Genomic DNA, 346 nt, shown 5'->3' on the forward strand with positions numbered 1-346 from the left:
GCGTCGCAGTAGGGGGTGCGGCAGGTGTCGTCCCTGGTTTGGATGAAGCGGCGGAGGCCGGGCGGGAAGAGCCGGGCGCGGGCGTCCATGGCGATGAGCTCTCCGGTGCGCGGGTGGGTGTAGAGCCGGCGGAGCCAGAGCCGGAACGCGCGGTCATCGGCCCTTCCGGCGCTGCCGCCCGGGTGAGGGGGACTGACGGTTGACTCGCCGGATTCCCGTGGACCACTTTGCCTTTGTCCGGGTGAACCGACGCCGAATGCGCTGTCGTGAGCCTTAGCGCCGTTGATGAGGGTGCGGGCCCAGCCGGCGGGGACGGTGCCGTAGCCGGGGAGCCGGGCCGGTTCGG

Annotated in this window: 1 pseudogene; it reads right to left on the reverse strand. The window is 72.3% G+C overall.

Going from position 1 to position 346, the window contains the following annotated elements:
- Positions 1–346, reverse strand: a pseudogene (locus AC1DXI_RS20785) (HNH endonuclease); the annotation flags it as partial.

It is taken from the genome of Arthrobacter sp. P1_H7 (genome assembly GCF_056405215.1).